We start from the raw sequence: 16,313 nt of genomic DNA, 5'->3' as shown, positions 1-16,313 counted from the left end.
TCCTCGAAGGACCGTTTTCAGGTGACCAGTCCCCCGGCCACGACCCTCCACGCCCCTGCGGGACCGACCGGCGCCGCAGCGCCCCAGCCCTGGAAGGGACCGGGCTTCGGCGAGTTCGTGGGCATCGTCGCTCTGATGATGGCGGTGACCGCCATTTCCATCGACAACCTGCTGCCGGCCTTCCCGGCCATCCAGGCGCGATTCGGCGTTGTCGATCCGAACAGCCTGCAACTGCTGATCTACGTCTACATGATCGGATTCGGCACGGCACAGATCGTCTACGGACCGCTCTCCGACACCTACGGCCGCCGCTCCGTCCTGCTCGCTGGCCTCGCGATCTACGTCGTCGGCACCGGACTCGCGATGGTGGCACCGTCGTTCGGCTGGCTGCTGGCGGCCCGCATCATCCAGGGCATCGGCGCCGCGAGCGGTCGCGTACTGTCCACCGCCATCGTGCGCGACCGCTTCGCCGGTCGCGAGATGGCGAGCGTGATGTCGCTGATCATGATGGTGTTCCTGATCGTGCCGATGATCGCCCCGGCCGTCGGCGGTGCGATGCTGCTGTTCGGCTCCTGGGTCTACGTCTTCGTCTCGATGCTGGCGCTGGCCGGAATCCTGGTGGTCTGGTTCGCCTGGCGGATGCCCGAGACGCTGCATCCGCAGTACCGGAGGCCATTCTCGCTGGCAGCCGTCGCCCAGGCCGTCGGGATCACGTTCCGGAACCGGATCGCGGTTGGCTATGCCACGGCGCTCGGCCTGCTCACCGGCTGCATCATGGGCTATGTCGGCTCGGCCCAGCAGGTCTTCGACACGGGGCTCTACCAGCTCGGCGCCCTGTTCCCCCTGGCCTTCGGCCTCGTCGCGGGCGCGATGGGAGCCGCGACCCTGGTCAATGCCCGGCTCGTGCGCCGCCTCGGCATGCGTCCGCTGTCGCATGCGGGCCTGAGCCTGTTCGTCGTGGTGGCGGTGGTGCAGGTGGTCGCGGGCCTCGCCTATCAGGGCCACCCGCCTCTGGCGCTGTTTCTCTCGATCCTGGCGGCCAACCAATTTCTGATCAGCTTCGCCATGCCCAATTTCAACGCCCTGGCGCTTCAGCCCTTGGGCGAGATCGCCGGCACCGCCTCGTCCTTCCTCGGCTTCTACACCACGATTCTGGGCGCCTTCTGCGGCTTCCTAATCGGACATGCCTTCGACGGCTCGGTCCTGCCGATCGGCATCGGCTACGCCGTCCTCGGCGCAGGTGCTTTGGCGGTGGTGGCCTGGACCGAGCGCGGCCGCCTGTTCCGGGGCGGCGTTTCGGGTTGAGCACCGCCGACGCTTAACGCCGTCTTCAGCCGGTGCCGACAAAGCTCCGCATCTCGGATGTCAGACGGAGCCCAATACGTGACCGGCCGTGCCCAAGACGGACTGCTCTTCCTCGCACGGCTGCTGCTCGCCGCCGCGCTCCTGCCCACCGGCATCGCCCGAGCCCTCAACGTCTCGGGTTTCGCCCTCACGCTGGCGGCGACCGGTCTGCCGTCGCCGAACGCCTTCGCCACCGCGGCGGTGATCGTTCAGGTGTTCGGGCCAGCGGCCCTGCTGCTCGGCGTACTCCCGCGTCTCAGCGGATCGGCCCTCGCGATCTTCGTCGGCGTCATGGCCGTCCTGCTGCATCCGTTCTGGCAGTTTTCCGGGCCGAGCGCCGTCGCCGAACGCACCCTCCTGCTGGCTGATTTCGGCTTGGCGGGCGGCTTCCTGATGTACGCACTGACCGGGCCGGGGCGCTGGAGCTGGCAGGGCTGGCGCGAAGCCGGCCGCTCCGGCGGCACGGCGGCCCGGTCGGCCGGGTCCACCAAATCCGTGGCGTCTCGGGCCGGGACCAAGCCGAAGCGTGCCGCCGCCGGGCGAGCCCCGGCACGCGCCGCCGCCTGAGGTCTACGGCATCGCGTTGCGGGGCTCGGCGGCGACGATCCGGTGCCCCGACACTTCCGCACCGGCGTCCGGCCTGAGCCGGCGGAAGGAGAAGAACGACAGGGCGGAGATCAGCGCGACCGCGAAGAAGGCAGGTCCGAAATCGCCCGCCACGATGTCGGTGCGGCCGTGATAGGCGGCCGTCGCCTCCAGGGCCATGGCCCCCAGGGACACGCCGAGACTGAGCGAGAGCTGCTGCGCCACGCTGGCGAGGCTGGTGGCCGCGCTCATGTCGGGCGTTTCCAGATCGGCATACGCGATGGCATTCACGCAGGTGAATTGCAGCGAGCGAACGCAGCCGCCGATCAGCAGCACGCAGATGATCACGGCGTGCGGGGTTTCGGCCGTGAACAGACCGTTCACCGCCAGAAAGCCGGAGGCCACCAGCGCATTCAGAACCATCACGCGACGGAAGCCGTAGGTACGCAGGATGCGTGGGCCGATGAGCTTGATCAGCAGGGCGCCGGCCGCCGCCGCGAAGGTGATGAGCCCCGAACGCAGGGGGTCGAGACCGAAGCCGATCTGCAGCATCAGCGGCAGCAGGAAGGGGATCGCCCCGGTGCCAATGCGGAACAGGCTGCCGCCCGTCACCGCCGCCCGGAAGGTCGGGTAGCGCAGCAGGTCGAGGCGGATCACCGGGTGGGCGATGCCCCGGGAGTGCCGGCGGTACAGCACCAGCAGCACGATACCGCCCACGAGGCAGCCCCAGGATAGGGAGGCGGGCAGGAGATGTCGCCCGATCGAGGCGAGCCCGAGCATCACCGTGGCAAGGCCCAGGCCCGAGAGCAGAAAGCCGACGACGTCCAGGGGCGGGCGCTCCGCCTCGCGGATGTTCTCGAAGTAGAACGTCGCCAGCACGATCCCGGCGATCCCGATCGGGATGTTGATGAAGAAGATCCACCGCCAGTCGAAGTAGGTCGTGATGAAACCGCCGATCGGCGGCCCCAGGATCGGACCGACCAACGCCGGAATCGTCAGATAGGCGAGGGCGCTGACGAGCTCGCTCTTCGGCACGCTGCGCAGGATCACGAGGCGGCCGACCGGCACCATCATGGCGCCTCCGATGCCCTGGAAGAATCGTGCGGCGACGAAGCCAGCCAGCGAATCCGAGGCCGCACAGGCCAGCGAGCCAGCCATGAACACCGCCAGTGCCGCCCGAAACACGGTTCGGGCCCCGAGCCGGTCCGCCACCCACCCGCTGATCGGAATGAAGATCGCGAGACTGACCAGGTAGGCGGTCAGCGCGAGCTTCAGGGCGATCGGATCCTCACCCAGACTCTTTGCGATGGCCGGAAGAGCTGTGGCGATGACGGTCGAGTCCGTGTTCTCCATGAACAGGGCCGTGGCGACCACGAGTGGGACGATCTGGGACGTGCGCATTCGAGCCATCTGTGTCGCGGCGAGCGATTCCGATGCGTCTTACGTGGGCTTTCGTGACCGATCGCAAATGATCAATGCGTAACGGATCGGACCGGATGAAAACGACCGGCCGGACGTACAGGCTTCGATGCTCCGATGAGCGTGGCCTTGCAGACACATCCATTCAGCATTGGCACGTCCCGAGCGGCGTGCGCCTTTCCACACTGTTGCTGAACCCGCTAAGCTCAGCGGCATGATAGGACGCTGCGCGACTCCGCCTCGGAGCTGTGCCGGGCGCTCACCACCGTGTCCCCAAGAAAGTCACTGATGCTCCTGAGGTTCGAACATCGACGCAGGCTGGCGGGCTTCGTCTCCTGCCTCGCTTTGACGGCTGCGGTCGCCGGTTGCGGGACCGTGATCCTGACCGAGGCCGGATCGCTGACCCGCTACGATCGTCTGGTCTCCAGCGACGAAACGGCCAGTTCGTCGCGAATCTTCGTCGATCAGGCGGCCCTGTCCCAGACCCGGACAGTGCGGATCGTGCCCACGACGTTCCCGGAGGCGGTCGCCCCCGGTCTGACGCCGGCGGAACGCAAGCTCGTTGCCAACGCCGCCGATCGCGCCCTCTGCTACGAGCTGTCCCTGCGCTACGACGTGGTGTCCGGGCGGAAGGCCGACCTGACGGTCCGCTCGGCCGTCACCCGCATCGACCTCACCAACGTGCCGGCCGCCGGCGCCACGATCGCCACCTCGGCCGGCATCACCGTCGCGTCGCAGCTCGGCGCCGGGTTCGCGACGGCCGTCGGGCGCATCCCGATCCCGCGCATCCCGATCGGGCTCGGAAGCCTGACCGTCGAGGCCGAGGCCCTCGACAGCCGCAACACGCAGCGCGCCGCCATGGTGTGGGGCGGTGCCACCAACGCCTTCACCAATCAGGCGCGATTCTCGCCGGCCAGCGACGCTTATGACCTCGCCGGGGAGTTCGGGCAGGATTTCGGCTTCTATCTCGCGACCGGCCAGGATCCGTTCAAGGCACCGCTCACGTTGCCGACCTACGACCGCGTCCGCGTGACGACTTTAGGCGAAGCGCCCCTCGATCCGGATTGCGAAGCCTTTGGCCGCGCCCCCGGTTTCGATGGAATCCTCGGCGATTACGTCGGTGCGCCCCCGGAATGGACCGACAAGGGACCGGCGGAAGGCCTGCCGGGCGCCCCCTATAGCCTGCGCTAGGCGCAACCCTTACCGGAGAACGGCGCCCAGAGCGCCTTTTTCTGTGGCGCAGGCTGACCGGCGGCTTTGCGCCGGTTCCCCACGCGTGATACTGGCCCGTGCCAACCCACTGACGCCGGACGGCCCGCAAGGCCCGGCGCAGGCACCCGTTCCGGAGTTGGTTCATGGCCCGCATCACCGCAGATTCCATCATCGAGGGCCTGACCTTCGACGACGTCCTCCTGCGTCCCGCCGCTTCCTCGGTGATGCCTTCGGACGTGAAGATCGCGAGCCGGCTCACCCGGTCCATCCATCTCAACCTGCCGATCCTGGCCTCGGCCATGGACACCGTCACCGAGGCGCCGATGGCCATCGCCATGGCGCAGAACGGCGGCATGGGCGTCATTCACCGTAACCTCGAGCCGGCCGAGCAGGCCGAGCAGGTCCGCCTGGTCAAGAAATACGAGTCCGGCATGGTGCTGAATCCCATCACCATCCACCCGGACGAGACCCTGGCCGACGCGTTCTCGCTGATGAAGCAGAATCGCATTTCCGGAATCCCGGTGGTCGAGCGCGGCCCCAACGGCTCGCGCGGCAAGCTCGTCGGCATCCTGACCAACCGTGACGTGCGCTTCGCCACCAACTCGTCGGAGACCGTGGCCGACCTGATGACCCGCGACCGGCTCATCACGGTGCGGGAGGGCGTGAGCCAGGACGAGGCCAAGCGCCTCCTGCACCAGTTCCGCATCGAGAAGCTGCTCGTCGTCGACGACCACTATCGTTGCATCGGTCTCATCACCGTCAAGGACATCGAGAAGCAGGTCGCTTATCCGGGCGCCGTCAAGGACGAGCAGGGCCGCCTGCGGGTGGCGGCCGCCACGACCACCGGCGACAGCGGATTTGAACGGGCCGAGCGCCTCATCGATGCCGGCTGTGACGTGATCGTGGTCGACACCGCCCACGGCCACTCGATCAAGGTTCTCGACGCCGTACGCCGGGTGAAGCAGCTCTCCAACACCGTCCAGATCGTCGCCGGAAACGTCGCCACCCGCGATGGCGCCCAGGCGCTGATCGATGCCGGCGCGGACGCGATCAAGGTCGGCATCGGGCCGGGCTCGATCTGCACCACCCGCATCGTCGCCGGCGTCGGGGTGCCGCAGCTCACCGCCCTGATGGAGGCGGTCGAGGCGGCCCAGAGCGCCGACGTGCCCGTCATCGCCGATGGCGGCATCAAATACTCCGGCGACCTTGCCAAGGCGATCGCGGCCGGGGCCTCGGTCGCCATGCTGGGCTCGCTGCTGGCCGGCACCGACGAGGCGCCCGGCGAGGTGTTCCTGCACCAGGGCCGCTCCTACAAGAGCTACCGCGGCATGGGTTCGGTGGGCGCCATGGCGCGCGGCTCCGCCGACCGCTACTTCCAGGCCGAGGTCAGCGACACCCACAAGCTCGTCCCCGAGGGGATCGAGGGGCAGGTGCCCTACAAGGGGCCCGTGGCGGCGGTGCTGCACCAGCTCGCGGGCGGCCTGCGGGCCGCCATGGGCTATGTCGGTGCCCCGACCATCCCCGACTTCCAGGAGAAGGCGCAGTTCATCCGCATCACCAATGCGGGTCTGCGTGAGAGCCACGTCCACGACGTGACCATCACCCGCGAGAGCCCGAACTACCCGGGTCGCGCCTGAGCCGCCATCCTCGTCCGGTCTCGGTCGTCGCCGCTCCGCGCAGGCGATGATCGGGATCGGGGCCTACCCTCTCCAGGTGACCGCTGCCTAGGTGACCACCGCGCGAAAGGTCCGCCGTGACCGTCCAAGCCATCCTGGCGCCCGTCTTCGCGCAAGTGTTCCTCACCTTCGCCCTGCTGTTCTGGCTCGGTCGGACCCGTCTCGACGCCGTACAAGGCGGCGCGGCGAAGGGCCGGGACTTGGCGATGGGCCAGCGCAACTGGCCTGCTCCGGCGCAGCAGGCGGCCAACACCTTCTCGCACCAGTTCGAAATCCCGGTGCTGTTCTACGTCCTCGTCGGATTCGCCCTGGCGACGCGCAAGGCGGACCTGCTCTTCGTCGTTCTGGCCTGGGTCTTCGTCGCGAGCCGGTTCGTTCACGCCGGAATCTACCTCACCAGCAACCATGTGCCCTATCGCTTCCAGGCCTACACGGCAGGGACGCTGGTGCTCCTGGCGATGTGGATCGTCTTCGCCGTCCGCATCTTCGCCAGCCCGATCGGCCTCTAATCCCGCGGGAGAGCGCAGCAGCGCCACCGCCCATTTCGGCTCAAGCTCACCCAACGAACAGGGAAGGAATTCGACCATGCGCGTGCTCGTCGTCGGGGCCGGAGCCACCGGTGGGTACTTTGGCGCACGCCTGGCCGAGGCCGGGCGCGACGTGACCTTCCTGGTCCGACCGGCCCGGGCCGAGAAGCTCGCCACCACCGGCTTGGTGCTCGAAAGCCCGGTCGGCCATTTCCAGCTTCCCGCGCCGCAGACCGTCACGGCGCGCGAACTGGCGGCCGGCCAGGGTGGCGCCTTCGATCTCGTGCTGTTCTCGTGCAAGGCCTATGATCTCGACAGCGCCATCGCGGATGTCGCACCGGCCATCGGACCCGGCACCGCGATCCTCCCCGTGCTCAACGGCATGCGCCACCTCGACGCGTTGGACTTGGTATACGGCGCCGACCGCGTGCTCGGCGGTTCCTGCGCGATCGTGGCGACGCTCGGGCCATCCGGCGAGATCCGCCAGATGAATCCGCTGCATACGTTGACCTATGGCGAGCGTTCCGGCGGCCGATCCGCTCGCGTCGATGCCATCGAGATCCTGATGCAGGGCGTCACGTTCCAGCCCCGGCTCAGCGAGTGTATGGTATTGGAAATGTGGGAGAAATGGAGCTTCCTGGCCACGCTCGCCGGGTCCACATGCCTGATGCGTGCCACCATCGGCGACATCGTTGCCGCCCCGGGCGGCCTCCCGTTCATCGAAGCGCTGATGGAGGAGTGCCGCGCCATCGCCGAGAGCGCGGGCTATGCGCCGCGCCCGAGTGCACTCGACAACACCCGCAAGACCCTGACCGCTGCAGGATCCGCCTTCACGGCCTCGATGCTGCGCGACATCGAGGGCGGAGCCCGCATCGAGGCGGATCACATCGTCGGCGATCTGATCGCGCGCGCGTCCGATGCGGTCGCGCATCCGATGCTCGACCGCGTCTATACGCATCTCAAGGCTTACGAGAACCGTCGCGCCCGAGAAACCACGGCACGATCCTAGTAGCGAGGCCCTGGCGGCGGAGGCGGCGGCGCGCCGTACTCGAGCTGGGTCTTGGCATCCAGCCGGCGCGGCGGGGGCGGCGACAGATCGGGGGCGGCCGGGGCCGTGGAACAGGCGGCCACGGCAATCGCGAGAAGGCTGGCAAGGCCGAGATGGATGACGGGGGACATGCAGTTCTCTAAAGCTCCGAGTGCGTTCGACGCGGCACCGTCGCTCAAGCTGAGCCGTGAACCCGACGGAAGCTCGACCGTACTGTGACTGACCGCCGCCCAAAGCGTGGCCATATCGCGGCGCTGTTTGAATATCGAGGACCCTGCTTGACCCCGCCTGCCCGCCTCTCCGCTGCGATCGAAGTCCTGACCGATCTGTCTTCGCGCCGTCGCCCGGCCGCCGATGCCCTGAAGGATTGGGGACTGGCCCACCGTTTTGCCGGATCGGGCGATCGCGCCGCCATCGCCAGTCTGGTCTACGATACCCTGCGCCGCCGCGCCGCTGCCGCATGGATCATGGGCGACGAGAGCCCGCGCAGTCTGGTCATCGGCATGCTGCGCCTCCAGCACGGGCTCGCTACGCCCACGATCGCCGCGATGTTCTCCGGTGATCGCTTTGCCCCGGAGCCATTGACGGTTGCTGAGCGAGCCTGCTTGACCGACGGGACGCTCGCGGACGCACCGGCGCACGTCGCCGGCGATGTCCCCGAATGGGTTCTGCCCTCCCTGGCGGTGACATTCGGAGAGGCGACCCATGAGGAACTACGAGCCCTCGGTCGCCGAGCCCCCCTTGATATCCGGATCAACACGCTGAAGCGCAGTCGCGATGATGCCATGACCGGCTTGGCTCATCTCGCGCCGATGCCGACACCACACGCCCCGAACGGCCTGCGCATCCCCATCGGCGAGGATGGACGCGGCCCCGCTCTTCACGTCGAACCGGAGTTCATCGACGGGTGGTACGAAATTCAGGATGAGGGCTCGCAACTCGCGAGTATCCTAAGCGGAGCGCGACCGGGCGAGACGGTGATCGACCTCTGCGCAGGCGGCGGCGGGAAGACGTTGAGTTTGGCGGCCATGATGCAGAACACCGGCCGTCTCGTGGCAAGCGATGACGATCCGCGTCGCCTCGCACCGATCCACGAGCGCCTGCGCCGCGCCGGCGCAGACGCCGAAATCCGCACGCCCCGCTCCGGTAAGGCTCGCGCCGACGTCCTTGGCGACCTCGACGAGATGGCAGACCGGGTGCTGGTCGATGCGCCCTGTACAGGCTCGGGCACGTGGCGGCGCAACCCTGATGCCAAGTGGCGGTTGCGCCCCAATGCGCTGACATCGCGGGTCGCGGATCAGGCCACTGTCCTCGACCGAGCGAGTCGGCTGGTCCGCCTTGGCGGCCGCATCACCTACATCACCTGTTCGTTGCTCCCCGAGGAAAACGATACGGCTATCGCCAGCTTCATCAGCCGACGACCGGACGACTTCGCTGTAGTTCCTGCAAAGGAGGTCCTGGCGGAGCGGGCCCCCCGTTTGGCTGAAGCCGTTCGCTTGACCAACCACGGTCTCCAGATGAGTCCGGCCCTCACAGGCACCGACGGTTTCTACGTCGCGACCCTGGAACGCCTCCGCTGAAGTAAGAAATGGCCCCATGGGGGGCCATTTCGAAGCGTTTGATGAGTGGGTGATCAGAAGCAGCGACGCTTGCGCACCACTACGACGCGACCGAATGGGCCACGACGCTTGGTGACTACCGTCTTGCAACGTGGCCCGCGGACAATCGTCCGTTCAACGACACGCGCCTGCTCGACGTTGGAGCCAGGCGAAAGGCCGGCGGCGAAAGGCAATGCTGAAGCCGACGTCGCTCCGAACCCGGTCAGGGCGAAGGCGGCAATCCCGAAGATGGTGGCTCTCACAGCGGAGGCTCCTGTTCGTTTCTGGGGGGTAGGGTTTCGACCGCTGACGGTGAACAGCCGCTTAACGCGGCGGCACGCGCATCCCCAGTCCGATACCGGTCGCGGGGCCGCTCTGCAGGTTCGTCCGTTGCACGGGATCGAGGCCTCGTCTAACTCCGGTTCCATGACGACAGAACACGACAAAATCCTCATCGTGGATTTCGGTAGCCAAGTGACGCAGCTCATCGCGCGCCGCGTGCGCGAAGAGGGCGTCTACTGCGAGATCGTGCCGTTCACCAAGGCTGCGGAGGCGTTTGCGGAGACGAAGCCAAAGGGTGTGATCCTGTCCGGCGGCCCCGAATCGGTGACCACCGAGGCATCGCCCCGCACGCCTCAGGTGGTGTTCGAATCCGGTGTTCCCGTCTTCGGCATCTGCTACGGGCAGCAGACGATGGCGGCGCAACTCGGCGGTGAGGTCGAAGGCGGTCACCATGCGGAATTTGGCAGGGCAGAGATCGAGATCCTGTCGGACTGCGCTCTCTTCAAGGGCGTTTGGCATGTCGGTGAGCATTATCCCGTCTGGATGAGCCACGGCGACCGCGTAACCAAGCTCCCGGACGGTTTCACCACCGTCGCCATGTCGAAGAATGCCCCCTTCGCGGCGGTGGCCGATGAAGCGCGGAACTACTACGCCGTCCAGTTCCATCCGGAGGTGGCCCACACCCCGCATGGCGCACTGCTGATCCGCAATTTCGTGCGCGATATTGCGGGCTGCTCCGGCGACTGGACCATGGGCGCGTACCGCGACGAGGCAATCGAGAAAATTCGCGCCCAGGTCGGAAATGAGCGGGTCATCTGTGGCCTGTCTGGTGGCGTCGATTCCGCAGTGGCAGCAGTCCTGATCCACGAGGCGATCGGCGAACAACTTACCTGCGTTTTCGTGGACCACGGCCTTTTGCGCATGGGTGAAGCTGAAGAGGTCGTCCGCCTTTTCCGCGACCACTACAATATTCCCCTGGTCCACGTAGAGGCACAGGCGCTCTTCCTGGGTGAACTCGACGGAGTCAGCGATCCCGAGCAGAAGCGCAAAACCATCGGCCGCTTGTTCATCGACGTGTTCGAAGCCGAGTCGAAGAAGATTGGCGGCGCAGCCTTCCTCGCTCAAGGCACGCTCTATCCGGACGTCATTGAGAGCGTTTCGTTCACGGGTGGCCCCTCGGTCACCATCAAGTCCCACCACAACGTCGGCGGACTGCCTGAGCGCATGAATATGCAGCTCGTTGAGCCCCTGCGCGAATTGTTCAAGGACGAGGTCCGCGTCCTCGGTAAGGAACTTGGTCTGCCCGATGCCTTTGTGGGGCGACACCCCTTCCCGGGCCCGGGTCTTGCCATCCGCTGCCCAGGAACGATTACGCCGGAGAAGCTCGAGGCCCTTCGGAAAGCAGACGCAATCTACCTTGACGAAATTCGAAAGGCCGGCCTCTACGACACGATCTGGCAAGCCTTCGCGGTGATCCTGCCGGTGAAGACGGTCGGTGTGATGGGCGATGGCCGGACCTACGACCATGTCTGCGCCCTGCGCGCCGTAACCTCCGTCGACGGGATGACGGCGGATTTCTATCCCTTCGACATGGCTTTCCTCGGACGCGTTGCGACCCGGATCATCAACGAGGTCAAGGGGATCAACCGGGTGACCTATGACATCACCTCGAAGCCACCCGGTACGATCGAGTGGGAATGACGATCCTGAGCTTCCACAAGGTTGCAAAATTTATCAGGAATTCCCGCTTTTCATAGGCAGAATAGCTCTGGAGCCTCGGCATTGGTCTTGTCGTTTGCGACATGGCATGTAGTATACCAGCTGTCCCTCCCAGGGACCCATGTGACGCAACTTCACCCCGCAGCCCCTCGGTCTGCGGGGTTTTGTTGTCAAAGGCTACTGGCGCGCGATGACGGGCGCTACGGAACGGAATGGATAACGCGGCGCAGGCCGAGGAGCCAAGGAGCCGAGGAACAGTCCGCTCATTTCCAGAGCTGACGCGAAGACCACACCTGCGAAGCAAAAGGCGATCTCTAGCCAAAGTGATCCGGACTCGCTTGTGCCCCGGGAAGCCGACCTCTAGAGACCGATCCGCGATCCAATATGGCTTTGGATACGTGCGCGAACGCGAAGTTGCCCGAGATCGAAATGATGAGCGAACCACAGGGCTCCTTCGCTCCACTTTCCGGATTGCGGCGCCGTACTCAAATCCTGCTTTTGTTCGTTGTTGCTGTGATTTGTATCGGACCCCTTTTGTGGTTCTCCGGGACATTCGCTGGGGCTGCGATAGCACCGGCGCCGTCAGCTGTACCCTCTCCATCTATTGGAAATAAGAGTTTCGTCCTCTCTGCTGATCAACTCGCCGCCATTGAGGTTGAGACGGTGGAACAGCGTCTCTTCTACGAAGAGATCACCACTGAGGGTAAGATTGGTGTCGATGAGTATCAGGCGACACCGGTTTTCTCACCTTATCCGGGCCGAGTCATTGCCATCTTCGCTCGGACCGGAGAGCAGGTGCAAAAGGGTGAGCGCCTTTTTTCAATTCAAGCCAACGAAATGGTCCAGGCACAGAACGATTATCTGGCCGCTTTGAATGTATTGGCAAAGACACGATCGCAACTAGGCTACGCGCAGGCTGCCGAGAAGCGGCTCCATGACCTCTACGACTCCCGCGTCACAACGTTGCGCGAACTGCAATCTGCACAGAACGATCTGAACACTGCGACCAACGACGCGCGGACCGCAGAAGTAGGTCTTGAGGCTGTACGAAATCGCCTCCGCATCCTCGGCCTGCGCGATGACGATGTCGCCAATCTTCAAAAGGGATCGATCAATCCCGAGACAGCGATCAACGCGCCCTTGAAGGGTACCATTATCCAGCGAAAGATCGGACCGGGACAGTATATCGGTACCGCGGGTGGCGACCCGTCCTACATTATTGGCGACCTTTCCAAGGTCTGGCTCATCGCACAATTGCGGGAGCCCGATGCAGCCAAGGTCGACCTTGGGGAGCGCCTCAAATTCCGCGTGCTGGCTTATCCAGAGAAGATTTTCGAAGGCCGAATCAACTTCATCGGGGCTTCGGTTGATCCGGCTACAAGACGCATCACTGTTCGAGCCGACATCGAAAACATACATAATCTTCTCAAACCTGAGATGTACGCTACGGTTCGGATTATCAATGAACGCGAGAGCCTTTCGCAGTCCGTTCCGCGTGCGGCGGTGGTGCTTGAAGGCAGCAAGGCAAGCGTTTGGGTGCTGAAGCCGGATAACTCGGTCGAGAGCCGAATCGTCAAACCTGGAATCATCGACGGTAGCAACATCGAGATTCTGGAAGGTCTGGTATCCGGCGAGCGCGTCATCTCACGCGGCTCCTTGTTCATCGATCGGATGCTGACCCGAGGCTGATTCGTCAGCGCTCGCCCGGAGGAACCACCGCAAATGACTGGACTCGTCCAACTCGCGCTTCGTCAGCGTGCCCTGGTGGTGCTGGCGTTTGTCCTGCTGCTGGCGTGCGGGCTCGTAGCCTTTCGGACTCTTAACATCGAGGCTTACCCCGATCCGACTCCGCCCATGATCGATGTGATCACGCAGGCATCAGGTCTGTCGGGCGAGGAAATCGAGCGATACGTGACCGTTCCGATCGAGGTGATCACCTCCGGATTGCCAAACCTGAAGCAGGTTCGTTCGGTTTCACTCTACGGCCTCTCGGACGTCAAGCTACAGTTCGGATTTGAATTCACGTATCGTGAGGCCGAGCAGCAGGTTCTCAATCGACTGGCCCAACTCGACGCGCTGCCCAACGGTGCCAAGCCAACCATCTCACCGGTGAGCCCCATCGGCGAAATTTTTCGCTATAAGCTGACTGCTCCGGCCGGTTACAGCGTCCTTGATCTGAAATCTCTGCAAGATTGGGTTTTGCGCCGTCGTTTCCGTGCCGTGCCCGGCGTTATCGACGTCATCGGCTGGGGTGGTAAGACGAAGACCTTCGACATCGCCATCGATCTCGACAGACTCACCGCCTACGGACTGACCCTGTCGGGCGTCGTCAAGACGCTCAACGATAGCAACCTCAATGTCGGTGGGAACCGGATCAACCTTGGGACGCAATCCGCGGTGGTGCGCGGCGTCGGTTTGATCCGTTCGACCGACGACATCGCCGACACCGTCCTGACCCAATCCGGTGGCGCACCGGTCCTCGTTCGCGATGTCGCCACGGTGACGATCGGACATCAACCACGCCTCGGCATCGCCGGCATGAACGATGACGACGACATCGTCCAGGGCATCATCCTGATGCGCCGCGGAGAGGAGAGCACGCCGACGATCCAGGCTGTACAGGCGGAAGTCTCGCGCATCACGGCGATGGAACTGCTGCCACCGGGCGTGAAGATCGAGCGGATCTACGATCGAGCCGATCTAATCGCCGTCACGACGCACACCGTCCTGCACAACATGCTCGTTGGCATCGTGCTCATCCTGATCGTCCAGTGGCTATTCCTCGGCAATTTGCGCAGTGCGCTCATCGTGGTTGCAACGATCCCGTTCGCGCTGTTCTTCGCCGTGATCATCCTTGTGCTGCGTGGCGAATCGGCGAACCTGTTATCCGTCGGCGCCCTGGACTTCGGCCTGATCGTCGACGGAACCGTGATTATGGTTGAGGCCATCTTCCGGCGGCTATCGGGTCACGGTGACCCGACAGGAACCATCATCCAGTCTGGCCTAGCCGGCAAGCTTGGGCGCATTCGTCAGGCCTCCGCCGACGTGAGCCGCTCGATTGTCTTCGCCGCCATCATCATCGTGACCGGTTTTCTTCCGCTCTTTACCCTCACGGGTGTCGAGGGCCATATCTTCGGACCAATGGCGCAGACCTATGCGTACGCGCTCCTGGGGGGGCTCATCGCCACCTTCACGGTCACACCCGTCCTCTCCGCCTACCTGCTCCCAAACCACGTGGAAGAGGTTGAGACGCTCCTGGTCCGCAGCCTTGATCGACTCTACCGGCCAGCAATCCACGCCGCGTTGAGCAACCGCATCCTGACTCTCGGCCTAGCGGTTTTGCTCTTGGCGGGAGTCGGCGTGGCAGGACGTCAACTCGGTCTGGAATTCCTGCCGAAACTCGAGGAGGGCAACCTCTGGCTACGCGCCACCATGCCGGCGACGATCTCGCTCGAAGAGGGCAATCTCTACGTCAATCGGATTCGCCGCATCATCGCGGCCGTACCGGAGGTAGAAAGCGTCGTCTCACAATACGGCCGACCAGATGACGGAACGGACGCAGCAGGATTTTTCAATGGCGAATTCTTCGCGCCGCTGAAGTCCGCAGAGGCTTGGCGTCCGGGGGTGACAAAGGACAGGATGGTCAGCGACCTCCTCGAAAAATTGCGCGTTGAGTTCCCCGGTATCGAGTTCAATGTCTCGCAATACCTGCAGGACAACGTCGCGGAAGCTGTGTCCGGCATCAAGGGAGAGAACTCTTTCAAGGTCTTCGGCCCAGATCTGGAGACCCTTACGAAGGTCGCCAATCGCGTCGAAGCAGTTCTTCATCAAGTGCCAGGCGTAACCGATCTCGGTGTCTTCACATCCCTGGGCCAACCAACGGTACAGATCGACGTCGATCGCGTCCGGGCGGCCCGCTATGGGCTGACGCCTGGCGACATCAACGCAACCGTCCGCACAGCCATCGGCGGTGACAGCGCTGGAGATCTCTACGACAGCGGTTCAGATCGCCACTATCCAATCGTGATCCGCCTTGCCGAGCAATTCAGGCAGAGTGTGGCTTCGATCCGTGCCCTTCGCATTTCGGGACAGGGCCCAAATGGCACATTGATGCAGGTGCCCCTTAGCGAGGTTGCTCAGGTCGCTCTCGTTTCAGGACCGGCCTATATCTACCGTGAGGGTCAGGAACGATACCTGCCGGTGAAGTTCAGTGTCCGCGACCGCGATCTCGGTAGCGCAATCCTGGAAGCACGCGAGCGTGTGAACACCGAGGTCTCTCTGCCGCGCGGCTATCGTCTTGAGCTGGTCGGCGAATTCAACAACATGCAAGGCGCCCTCGCGCGCCTTTCCATCACAGTTCCGATTGCCATTGGCCTGATTGCGATCCTGCTGTTCATGAACTTCGGATCCGCCATCGACATGCTGCTGGCGCTCAGTGTCATCCCAATGGCTGCGGCCGGAGGAGTCCTGGCGCTTGTCATCACGGAGACACCGTTCAGTGTATCCGCCGCAATCGGCTTCATCGCACTCCTCGGCATTGCCGTCATGGACGGCATCATCGTGCTTTCACACTACAATGCACTGATCGCGGAGGGCGAAGAGCGTGTAAGGGCCATGTTGCGCACTTGCCGAACGCAACTCCGGCCGGTGGTCATGACCTGCGTCGTGGCTGGCGTCGGCCTCCTGCCGGCTGCCTTCTCCAACGGAGTCGGCTCCCAGGTTCAGAAACCTCTGGCGCTGGTAGTCGTCGGCGGCATGAGTCTGGCGCCGCTCCTCATCCTGTTGATCCTGCCAGCGCTCATTCTAACGCTCTCGCGGCAAAACCCTGAACAGGCCGAAAGCGAGGACATAGAGATAAGCGCCGCGAAGCCAGCATCCGGTTTGACCTGATCGATGAGTGCTG

12 protein-coding genes are annotated in these 16,313 nt (G+C 64.4%); 10 read left to right on the top strand and 2 right to left on the bottom strand.

From position 1 onward, the window contains the following. The first annotated feature begins 135 nt into the window (after nt 1–135). Both J7U37_RS08795 and J7U37_RS08790 read left to right on the top strand, forming a co-directional pair. Nucleotides 136–1,305 carry a multidrug effflux MFS transporter gene (locus tag J7U37_RS08795; protein ID WP_247635476.1) on the top strand — a complete coding sequence of 390 codons (1,170 nt, stop codon included), beginning with the start codon at nt 136–138 and terminating at the stop codon, nt 1,303–1,305. A 78-nt stretch (nt 1,306–1,383) separates the two neighbouring features. Then, nucleotides 1,384–1,911, top strand: a complete 528-nt coding sequence (locus J7U37_RS08790; RefSeq protein WP_056189071.1) for a DoxX family protein — start codon at nt 1,384–1,386, stop codon at nt 1,909–1,911. A gap of 3 nt (nt 1,912–1,914) precedes the next feature. Here J7U37_RS08790 and J7U37_RS08785 read toward each other — a convergent pair whose 3' ends face one another. Then, the gene (locus J7U37_RS08785) at nt 1,915–3,330 is read right to left on the bottom strand and encodes an MFS transporter (RefSeq protein WP_247635468.1); all 1,416 of its coding nucleotides are present in this window, start codon (nt 3,328–3,330) and stop codon (nt 1,915–1,917) included. Between the two features lie 306 nt (nt 3,331–3,636). Here J7U37_RS08785 and J7U37_RS08780 point away from each other — a divergent pair, with 306 nt between their 5' ends. The 4 genes from J7U37_RS08780 to panE all read left to right on the top strand — a co-directional run bounded on the left by J7U37_RS08780 (nt 3,637) and on the right by panE (nt 7,772). Further along, on the top strand, nt 3,637–4,539 hold the full coding sequence (locus J7U37_RS08780; RefSeq protein ID WP_247635467.1) for a DUF3313 domain-containing protein: 903 nt from the start codon (nt 3,637–3,639) through the stop codon (nt 4,537–4,539). 164 nt (nt 4,540–4,703) lie between these two features. Then, entirely contained in the window at nt 4,704–6,197 is a 1,494-nt protein-coding gene (gene guaB, locus J7U37_RS08775) for an IMP dehydrogenase (RefSeq protein WP_056479350.1), read from the top strand. Between the two features lie 116 nt (nt 6,198–6,313). Continuing rightward, complete coding sequence (locus tag J7U37_RS08770; RefSeq protein WP_247635466.1) at nt 6,314–6,745, top strand: MAPEG family protein; 432 nt, start codon at nt 6,314–6,316, stop codon at nt 6,743–6,745. Nucleotides 6,746–6,821: 76 nt separating this feature from the next. After that, nucleotides 6,822–7,772, top strand: coding sequence for a 2-dehydropantoate 2-reductase (gene panE / locus J7U37_RS08765; protein ID WP_247635465.1), 951 nt, complete (start codon nt 6,822–6,824; stop codon nt 7,770–7,772). On the opposite strand, the gene J7U37_RS08760 is transcribed toward panE, so the two are convergent. Beyond that, entirely contained in the window at nt 7,769–7,942 is a 174-nt protein-coding gene (locus tag J7U37_RS08760) for a hypothetical protein (RefSeq protein WP_200935794.1), read from the bottom strand. The two genes, panE and J7U37_RS08760, sit on opposite strands and share 4 nt — an antisense overlap. Before the next feature lie 147 nt (nt 7,943–8,089). Between J7U37_RS08760 and J7U37_RS08755 the strand changes: the two genes are divergently transcribed. The 4 genes from J7U37_RS08755 to J7U37_RS08740 all read left to right on the top strand — a co-directional run bounded on the left by J7U37_RS08755 (nt 8,090) and on the right by J7U37_RS08740 (nt 16,300). Next, complete coding sequence (locus J7U37_RS08755) at nt 8,090–9,391, top strand: RsmB/NOP family class I SAM-dependent RNA methyltransferase (protein WP_247635464.1); 1,302 nt, start codon at nt 8,090–8,092, stop codon at nt 9,389–9,391. Nucleotides 9,392–9,835: 444 nt separating this feature from the next. Further along, a complete protein-coding gene (gene guaA, locus J7U37_RS08750; RefSeq protein ID WP_247635463.1) occupies nt 9,836–11,392 on the top strand; it encodes a glutamine-hydrolyzing GMP synthase in 1,557 nt (518 codons plus the stop codon). A gap of 432 nt (nt 11,393–11,824) precedes the next feature. Continuing rightward, the gene (locus J7U37_RS08745) at nt 11,825–13,099 is read left to right on the top strand and encodes an efflux RND transporter periplasmic adaptor subunit (protein ID WP_247635462.1); all 1,275 of its coding nucleotides are present in this window, start codon (nt 11,825–11,827) and stop codon (nt 13,097–13,099) included. 33 nt (nt 13,100–13,132) lie between these two features. Continuing rightward, entirely contained in the window at nt 13,133–16,300 is a 3,168-nt protein-coding gene (locus J7U37_RS08740; protein WP_247635461.1) for a CusA/CzcA family heavy metal efflux RND transporter, read from the top strand. The last annotated feature ends 13 nt before the right edge of the window (nt 16,301–16,313 follow it).

Origin of the sequence: Methylobacterium sp. 37f, from assembly GCF_023093475.1 — a bacterium.
Lineage (GTDB): Bacteria > Pseudomonadota > Alphaproteobacteria > Rhizobiales > Beijerinckiaceae > Methylobacterium.
The sequence above is the reverse complement of the archived record's forward strand: the minus strand, read 5'-3'. Positions and strand labels throughout refer to the sequence as shown.

Coding starts and splice junctions, on each gene's coding strand:
- J7U37_RS08795 (WP_247635476.1), top strand. CDS start 136: ATGATGGCGGTGACCGCCATTTCCATCGACAACCTGCTGCCGGCCTTC.
- J7U37_RS08785 (WP_247635468.1), bottom strand. CDS start 3,330: ATGCGCACGTCCCAGATCGTCCCACTCGTGGTCGCCACGGCCCTGTTC.
- J7U37_RS08780 (WP_247635467.1), top strand. CDS start 3,637: ATGCTCCTGAGGTTCGAACATCGACGCAGGCTGGCGGGCTTCGTCTCC.
- guaB (WP_056479350.1), top strand. CDS start 4,704: ATGGCCCGCATCACCGCAGATTCCATCATCGAGGGCCTGACCTTCGAC.
- panE (WP_247635465.1), top strand. CDS start 6,822: ATGCGCGTGCTCGTCGTCGGGGCCGGAGCCACCGGTGGGTACTTTGGC.
- J7U37_RS08760 (WP_200935794.1), bottom strand. CDS start 7,942: ATGTCCCCCGTCATCCATCTCGGCCTTGCCAGCCTTCTCGCGATTGCC.
- guaA (WP_247635463.1), top strand. CDS start 9,836: ATGACGACAGAACACGACAAAATCCTCATCGTGGATTTCGGTAGCCAA.
- J7U37_RS08740 (WP_247635461.1), top strand. CDS start 13,133: ATGACTGGACTCGTCCAACTCGCGCTTCGTCAGCGTGCCCTGGTGGTG.